The 8,108-nt window shown below is 68.9% G+C and carries 6 protein-coding genes and 2 pseudogenes; 6 read left to right on the top strand and 2 right to left on the bottom strand.

The window, feature by feature from the left end; genetic code table 11:
• Positions 1–52: 52 nt before the first annotated feature.
• Both JYJ84_RS22325 and JYJ84_RS22320 read left to right on the top strand, forming a co-directional pair.
• A pseudogene (locus tag JYJ84_RS22325) lies at positions 53–931 on the top strand (MlrC C-terminal domain-containing protein); the annotation flags it as partial.
• A gap of 127 nt (positions 932–1,058) precedes the next feature.
• Complete coding sequence (locus tag JYJ84_RS22320) at positions 1,059–2,246, top strand: YncE family protein (RefSeq protein WP_122950100.1); 1,188 nt, start codon at positions 1,059–1,061, stop codon at positions 2,244–2,246.
• A 163-nt stretch (positions 2,247–2,409) separates the two neighbouring features.
• On the opposite strand, the gene JYJ84_RS22315 is transcribed toward JYJ84_RS22320, so the two are convergent.
• Both JYJ84_RS22315 and JYJ84_RS38275 read right to left on the bottom strand, forming a co-directional pair.
• Positions 2,410–3,189, bottom strand: a complete 780-nt coding sequence (locus JYJ84_RS22315) for a class I SAM-dependent methyltransferase (protein WP_236027704.1) — start codon at positions 3,187–3,189, stop codon at positions 2,410–2,412.
• Positions 3,190–3,278: 89 nt separating this feature from the next.
• Positions 3,279–3,413: a hypothetical protein gene (locus tag JYJ84_RS38275; protein ID WP_006405345.1), complete on the bottom strand. Its 135-nt coding sequence runs from the start codon at positions 3,411–3,413 to the stop codon at positions 3,279–3,281.
• Positions 3,414–3,816: 403 nt separating this feature from the next.
• On the opposite strand from JYJ84_RS38275, the gene JYJ84_RS22310 reads away from it, so the two are divergent.
• The 4 genes and pseudogenes from JYJ84_RS22310 to JYJ84_RS22295 form a co-directional block, all read left to right on the top strand.
• Positions 3,817–4,281 (top strand): hypothetical protein, encoded by a 465-nt coding sequence (locus tag JYJ84_RS22310; protein ID WP_175223469.1) that lies wholly within the window; start codon positions 3,817–3,819, stop codon positions 4,279–4,281.
• Positions 4,282–4,351: 70 nt separating this feature from the next.
• Positions 4,352–5,161: an alpha/beta fold hydrolase gene (locus JYJ84_RS22305; protein WP_175223468.1), complete on the top strand. Its 810-nt coding sequence runs from the start codon at positions 4,352–4,354 to the stop codon at positions 5,159–5,161.
• 359 nt (positions 5,162–5,520) lie between these two features.
• A complete protein-coding gene (gene ampC / locus JYJ84_RS22300) occupies positions 5,521–6,690 on the top strand; it encodes a class C beta-lactamase (RefSeq protein WP_175223467.1) in 1,170 nt (389 codons plus the stop codon).
• A 163-nt stretch (positions 6,691–6,853) separates the two neighbouring features.
• Positions 6,854–8,108: pseudogene (locus JYJ84_RS22295) on the top strand (hypothetical protein); the annotation flags it as partial.

Here is an 8,108-nt window from a genome sequence, read left to right as displayed (position 1 = left end):
CATACGAGATCATGCCTAGTCTCGTGGGCGCGGAGATGTGTATACGAGCCCGGCGGTGGAGGCCGCGCGCGCGGCCGAGGCCGACGGGATGCTCGCGGTATCGGTGCTGCCCGGCTTCTCGCTCGCGGACATTCCCGCGCCGTGCATCAGCGTCGTCGTGGTGGCCGATGGCGACCGGGCCGCGGCCGATGCCGTCGCCGAGCGCATCGCGCGGCAGATCTGGGACGAGCGCGACGACTTCGTCTATCGGAGCGCGCCGCTCGCCGAATCGGTTGCGCAGGCCGCGGCGCTCGCGCGCGGTGCGGATCGCCCGGTGCTGATGCTCGATCACGGCGACAACTGCATGTCGGGCGGCCCGTGCGACACGATGGATCTGCTCGAGGCCGCGCTCGCGCAAGGGCTCGACGGCATCGTCAGCGGGCCGCTGTGCGACCCGCAAGCCGTCGCGGCGCTGATCGACGCGGGGGTCGGCGCGACCGTCACGGTATCGGTCGGCAATCGCCTGCCGTCGCACGGCGGCGTGCGGCGCGAGCCGTTTCGCGCGACGGGTGTCGTGCGCGCGCTCACCGACGGCGAATACGTGATCACGGGGCCGACCTACACGGGCCAGCGCGCGTACATGGGCCGCACGGCCGTGCTCGATATCGGCGCGGCCACACTCGTCGTGACCGAACGCACACAGGAACCGTGGGATCTCGGCGTATTCGAGAGCGTCGGCGTCGATCCGCGCCGCGCGCGCTTCCTGCTGCTCAAATCGCGAATGTATTGCCGGCCGGTGTTCGTGCCGATCGCGGCCGCGCTGGTCGAGTGCGACAGCCGTGGCGTGACGGGCTCGGACTACGGGCTGTTCCGCTACGAGCGGCTTGCGCGGCCGGTGTATCCGCTCGACGACGTCGGCGAGTGGCCGCGTGGCGCGCGACGGACGGATTGACGGCAACAAACCGGGTGCGAGACGCCGGATTGGCCGGCTTTCGGGCATCATGCGATGGCATCGACCCGTCGAGCAGCAGGGTCGAGCCATCCATTGCATCCGCAACCGACCCGGAGAACCGACCGCCATGCATTCGAACCCTTTCCGCCCCCGCAGCGCGCGCCTGCTCGCCGCGCTGACCCTCGCCACGACGGCCGTTGCCGCGCACGCCGCCGACTGGATCGTGTCCGGTAACGACGGCAAGTACCAGCGCGTCGAGGGCCGCGACACCTATCTGGCCTCGCCGCCCGCCGACACGCTGACGCTGCTCGACGCCAGCACGTTCCCGCCGAAGGTCGCGCTGCAGGTCGACGTCGAGAACGGCATCCAGGGGCCGCCGCAGGCCGTCGCGATCACGCCCGACGCGAAGCTCGCGCTCGTCGCCGCACCGACGCGCTACGACACGGCCGCGAAGCAGCTCATGTACGACACGTTCCTGCAGGTCGTGAATCTCGACACCGCGCCGCCCGCAGTCACGCGCATCGAGCTCGGCGCGCATCCGCAAGGCATTGCGATCGATCGCTCGGGCAAGCTCGCGCTCGTCGCGAACGTGGACGGCAGCGTGTCGATCCTGCGCATCGACGGCACGCATGTGACGCTCGACGGCAACCTGAAGATCGGCAAGAAGCGGCTGGCCGGGATCAGCTTCACCCATGACGGCAAGCATGCGCTCGTGTCGCTGCGCGACGAGCAGGGCGTCGCGGTGCTGAACGTCGACGACGGCAAGGTGACCGACAGCGGGTCGCGCCTGAGCGCCGGCGTCGCGCCTTACACGATCGACGTGTCGAGCGACAACCGCTGGGCCGTCGTCAGCAATGTCGGGCTCGCGGGGCTGCCGGGCTATACGGGCACCCTGGCCGGCGACGCCGATTCGATCGCGCTGATCGACGTGTCGCGCGTGCCGTTCCGCACGGTCCAGTACCTGACGGTGCCGTCGCTGCCGGAAGGCGTCGCGATCTCGCCGGACGGCAAGTGGATCGCCGTGCAGGCGATGGACGGCTCGAACCTGACGCCCGACAATCCGGGCCGCCACAAGATCGGCAAGGTGCTGCTGTTCGCGATCCGCGACGGGCAGGCCGTGAAGGTGAGCGAGCTGCCCGGCGGCGAAGCCGCGCAAGGCATCGTATTCACCGCCGACAGCCGGCACGTGATCGTGCAGTTCAACGTCGAACGGCAACTGGCGCTCTATGCGGTGGAAGGCGGCAAGCTGCGCGATACGGGCAAGCGGATCGCGCTGACGGGCGGCCCGTCTTCATTGCGGACGTTGCCGCGCTGACGCGCACGACTTTCCCGTTCGTTCCGTTCACGCAGATGACGGCCGGCGGTTCCGCCACCGCGCGGCGCATGCGCCGGGCCGGCGCGCGATAAACGCAACCGGGCACGCGCAGGGTTCCGCCCTGCGCGCGGCGTTCGTCGCAGGCAGGATGGCCGGCAAGCCGTTACGGATTGAGAAATTTGCCGAGCCAGCGCGGTGTCGCGGTGCGATCGAAGATGACGTGCAGCCAGGGACTGATCGCGCCATATTCGAGCCCGTGGCGTTGGGCAAGCAGCGTCAGGGACTGCGGGGTGTAAAACGAGATGTGCCCGTTGCGCGGGATGCAATACGACCACTGATCGAGGCCGCGATCGATGATGTCCCGGGTGATCAGCGATGTCTGGAACAGCAGCGCGCCATCGGGCTTCCGATAACGCATGATCTGGTCGAAGAGGTCGAACGGCGCCGGATGATGCTCGAACACTTCGAACGACAGGATCGTATCGAACGTGCCTTCGGGGGGCGCCGGGTGCGAGAACGGATCGTACGATGTCACGTCCGTGAAGCCGCGCGCTGACAGTTTCCGTTCCAGCAAGCCCAGTCCCGAGCCGAAATCGAGAATCCGGCCTTCCCGCATGTCCGGAAAACTGGCGCAGATCAGGTCGGCCTGCTGTTGCGGACGGATCTCGAGATACTCGGGGTCGTGGCGCACATAGTCGGCGTTGTACACATGCCGTGAGAAATCGTCGTGTGTCCAGCTGTCGAACGCGGGCGCCCACGTGAAGCCGCATTGCTCGCAAGCGTGGTAGTAGATCGGGATTCCCGCATACGGGTCGACTTTTTTCCCGGTCATGAAGTCGGCGCCGCTGCGCGAGAAATCGACCAGGCCGCAGATGGGGGCGTGGACCGCACACACCTTGCAGGCCATGGCCGACGGGTGGCGATTCAGGTTCCGATTCAACACCCTTCTCCTGTTCGCCAGCGAGGCGTGCGCGTGACGGATGGTGCGGGAGAGGCTATCACAGTCGCGTCAGCCGTCGCGACCGTGCGCGCTTACGGACGCAGCAGATCGAACCCGCCGAATACGACGACACCGCTCAACGCGATCATCGCGACGGAGTGCTGGCCGAAGTAGAGAATCGCGGCGGCAAGCCACGTCGTGATGCAGAAGGCGCCGATGCGGGCCATCGTATGTTCCTCGAATGCGTGATGAAGTGAGCGCGCGCCGCACGGCGTTCGCCGCTCGAATCGGCGAGCGGGGCACGCAGGCGGACGGAAAAGGCGACCCGCGCAGCCGCGACCGCGGCGTCGACACGCGTGGCGTGCCGCGCCCGGCAGGGCGGGAGTCGAGACCGGCGGCGTTGCGCGCTCGCGCCCGGAGGCGGTCGGCACGCGGATTCCGCTGGCGAAGCGGCAATTTTACCAGCGCCGCGATGTCGCTAATCTGGCCCTTTCGAAGCTAAAAGAACGCGATCTTCCGTCAAATCAGTCCGGTCCCGATACTCAAGTTTCGTGTGACGAATGCCGTAAACAAGTTGGAAGGCACTTCCGCCCCAGTCACGATTCGCTTACCTACACACGGACCGACACGATGCAGATCGATTTCTCCACGACCACGCGCGCCCCGCTGGCGGACGGTAGCCCGAGCACGAACGCTTCGTCGGCCGCCGCGGCGACAACCTCGGCCGCGCCCGCCGCCGCGTCCTCCACCGATGGCGCGACGAGTACGACGGGCACCACCGGCGCACCGGGTTCGACCGGCGCCACCGGCGAAACGCTCGGTGCATCGGGCGCGTCGTCGGAAGACCCTGCGGTGGCCCAACTGAAAGCGTTGATCGAGCGGCTGCAGAAGCAGTTGGCCACGATCGAGCGCCAGATGGCGAGCGCGGCCCAGCGCGCGAAGGACGACCCGGCCGCGGCGATCGAACAGCAGTCGCTGAGCGCGGAAGCCGGCGCGATCTCGGGGGCGCTGGCCACCGCGATCTCGCAACTCGCGGCGGTGATCGAGAAGTCGGGCGGCTCGTCGACGGGCGGGCTGGTGTCGACGCAGGCCTGACCGGTTGCGGCCGCGTCGGCCGCACGCATTACAATCGCAAGCGCGTCTCCCTCGACAGGACGGCAGAACGATGAATGCGGAAATCGACGACGACCTCGTCCGCTTCGACGCGCAGGGCGGCACGCCGCTGCCGGCGGCCGATGCGCAAGGATGGCTGGAACACGACGGCGCGCGCATCTGGCACGCGTCGTTCGGCCACGGCCCGCCGGTCGTGCTGCTGCACGGCGGCCTCGGTCACGGCGGCAACTGGGGCAACCAGGTGCCGGCGCTGCTCGCGGCCGGCTACCGCGCGATCGTGATCGACAGCCGCGGCCACGGCCGCAGCACGCGCGACGACCAACCCTATTCCTACGAACGCATGGCGTCGGACGTGCTCGCCGTCCTCGACGCGCTGCACGTCGACCGCGCGCGCTTCGTCGGCTGGAGCGACGGCGCGTGCATCGCGCTCGTGCTGGCCGATCGCGCGCCGGAACGCGCAGCCGGCGTGTTCTTCTTCGCGTGCAACATGGATCCGGGCGGGACGAAGGAGATGGCGCCGAGCCCGCTGCTCGAGCGCTGCTTCGCGCGGCATCGCAAGGACTACGCAGCGCTGTCCGCGACGCCGGACCAGTTCGATGCATTCGTCGCGGCCGTCAGCGAAATGATGCGCACGCAACCGGATTACCACGCGCAGGATCTCGCGGCGATCGCCGTGCCGGTCACGATCGTGCTGGGCGAGCACGACGAATTCATCCGGCCCGAGCATGCGGCGTATCTGGCGCGCACGATTCCGGGCGCGACGCTGACGATCCTGCCCGGCGTGAGCCATTTCGCACCGCTGCAACGACCCGCGCGATTCAACGCGGCGATGCTGGCGTTCCTCGACCGGCTGCCGCGCTGACACGCTCACCTCACCGTGTTGCCGGCGCCGGGGATCGCACGCGCCGTGACCGGCCTGCCGTACCGCTCGTCCGGCAACGTCCCGCGCGTGTCGCTCCCGTGGCCGCACGCTTGGCGGCGCGTGTATCGGTGTTCCGGTGTTCCCGGCACACCGTCGAGCGCGCCGCGCTGGCGGCAGTGTGTTCCGGCGCTTCGCCTATCGCATAAGTTTTTCTTTCGGCTCGCGCAACATATCGTCGATTGTTGGCGGCGGGCCGGCAGTGGATAGTCCTGCTTCGGCAGGCCGGCCACTGCGATTTCCGCATGGCGCGGCCAGATCCGTTGTCCACGCAACCATCAGAAATCAAAGGAACCGCAACCATGCGATTCAACGCGACACGCTTCGCCGCGACCCTGCTCGTCGCCGCGTGCGCCACCGCCACGGCCGGCCGCGCGGCCGCCGCCACCCAGGACGACCTCCACGACACCGTGACCCGCCATATCGCACCGCTGATGAAGCAGTACGCGATTCCCGGCATGGCGATCGGCATCGTCGCCGATGGCAAGCCCTATGTGTTCGACTACGGCGTGATGTCGACGCAAACCGGCAAGCCCGTCACCGGCGACACGCTGTTCGAGATCGGCTCCGTCAGCAAGACGCTGACCGCGACGCTCGCGGCCGACGCGCAGGAGGGCGGCGAACTGTCGCTCGCCGACCCGGCGGGCAAGTACCTGCCCGCGGTGCAGGGCAAGCCGTTCGGCGTCGTGACGCTGCTCGATCTCGGCACGCACACGTCCGGCGGGATGCCGGTGCAGGTGCCGGACAGCATCCGCGACGATGCGGGCCTGATCCGCTATCTCGACGCGTGGCGGCCCGCGCATGCGCCGGGTACGTACCGCACGTATTCGAACGTGTCGGTCGGGATGCTCGGGTGGCTTACCGCGAAGGCGATGCACAAGGATTTCGCGGTGCTGATGGAGCAGCGGCTCCTCCCCGCGCTCGGGATGACGCACACGTATATCAACGTGCCCGACGCGCGCCAGGCCGACTATGCACAGGGCTATACGCAGGACGGCAAGCCGATCCGGATGACGGGCGGCATGCTGTGGCAGCCGGCCTACGGCGTGCGCACCACGGCGGCCGACCTGCTGCGCTTCGTGCAGGCGAACATGGGGCTGATCGAAACCGCGCCGCGCCTGCAGCGCGCGCTCGAACGCACGCACACCGGCTATTTCCGCGCGGGGCCGCTGACGCAGGACCTGATCTGGGAACAGTATCCGTATCCGGCCGCGCTGCCGACGCTGCTCGAAGGCAACTCGATGAAGATGCTGCGCGACGGGTTGCCGGCCGCCGCGATCAAGCCGCCGCTCGCGCCGAGCGCGGATACATGGATCAACAAGACGGGCTCGACCAACGGCTTCAGTACCTATGTCGCGTTCGTCCCGTCGAAGCGGATCGCGATCGTGATGCTCGCGAACCGCAGCTATCCGAACGAGGACCGCGTGAAGGCCGCGTACGGGATCCTCGGGGCGCTCGACGGCCGGCGGTAACGTTTCCGCCGGAGCGTCGGCCGTTCCACGCGGCCGGCGCTCCCCAAAAAAACTGATACCTGTATCGGCACGCTTCTGCAAAACGAAATACGTGCATCGCATCCCCTGAGCAGAATCCGGGCAGATCTCCGGGCGTGTCCGGATAGTCCAGTCAGGGGGAAACATGAGGAAGACCACTCTCGCGCGGCTGCTGTGCGGGCTGACCTTGGTCGGCGCGCTCGGCGCGTGCGGCGGCAACATGGATGGCACCGGCGGTGCGACCGGTGCGTTGGCGAACGCGGCCGGCGGGTCCGGCGGCACCGATAACGGCAAGGGCAACGGCGGCAACCCGCCGGGCCAGCAGGTCGCGAACCGCGCGCTCGTGATCGAGCTCGACGGCGTCACCTATGCGGCACTGCAGGCCGGCATCGCGGGCGGCACGCTGCCGAACCTCGCGAAGCTGCACATCGCGCCCGCGTACAGCGGCGGCGTCAACGGCCTGCTGTCGCAGCAGCCGAACCTCGACGCGCCGAGCTGGGCCACGCTGCTCACCGGCGCGTGGGGCAACCGCCACCAGGTGCTGTCCGACGCACCGAACCAGGCGCTGCAGGCGCCCACTACCTTCGACACGCTGAAGACCGCCAACGCCGGTCTGCTCGGCGCGGCCGTCGGGTCGTCGGCACTCGCGTCGCTGCTGACCGCCGGGCGCAACGCGGGCAGCCTCGACACGCTCGCGAATTGCGCGGCGGTCGACAGCTGCGTCACGCAGCAAGGCACCACGATGATCCAGCAGGGCTACTCGCTCGTCGTCGCGCAGTACCATTCGGCGCAGGATGCGGCGCTGAACTACGGTCTCGGCGCATCGGCGTACGCGAACACGCTGCAGCAGCTCGACGCGGCCGTCGGCGCGCTCGTCGCCGAAACGGCGAAGCGCAACAAGGAGAACTGGCTGGTCGTCGTCACCGGCGGCCACGGCCTGAACGCGGCCGGCGGCAGCGACGGCCTGCCGCTGCTGTCCGAATCGACGACCTTCATCGCGATGAACCAGGCCGACAACGGGCGGCTGGGCAGCGCCGCGCAGCCGGCGTCGCTGGCCGACCTGCACACGCGCGCCAGCATCGCGGACATCGCGCCGACCGTGCTCGCGCAGTTCGGCGCGCTGCCCGCGCCGTCCGCATACGAGATGGACGGCGGCGAACTGATCGGCACGCAACCGGTGTCGCAGCTCGCCGGCGCGGCGAGCACCGACGGCCACAGCGTCGTGCTGACGTGGGCGGCGCCCGCGAGCGGCGCGATCGCGGTGTACCGCGCGGGCCAGCAGATCGCGACGCTGCCGGCCGGCACGACGACCTATACCGACAGCAATCTCGGCCTGAGCGCGGCCGGCACCTACAGCTTCGACTACGTGGTGACGGCGGGCGGTGCGCCGCTCGGCAGCA

Source organism: Burkholderia sp. LMG 13014 (assembly GCF_905232215.1).
GTDB lineage: Bacteria > Pseudomonadota > Gammaproteobacteria > Burkholderiales > Burkholderiaceae > Burkholderia.
The sequence above is the reverse complement of the archived record's forward strand: the minus strand, read 5'-3'. Positions and strand labels throughout refer to the sequence as shown.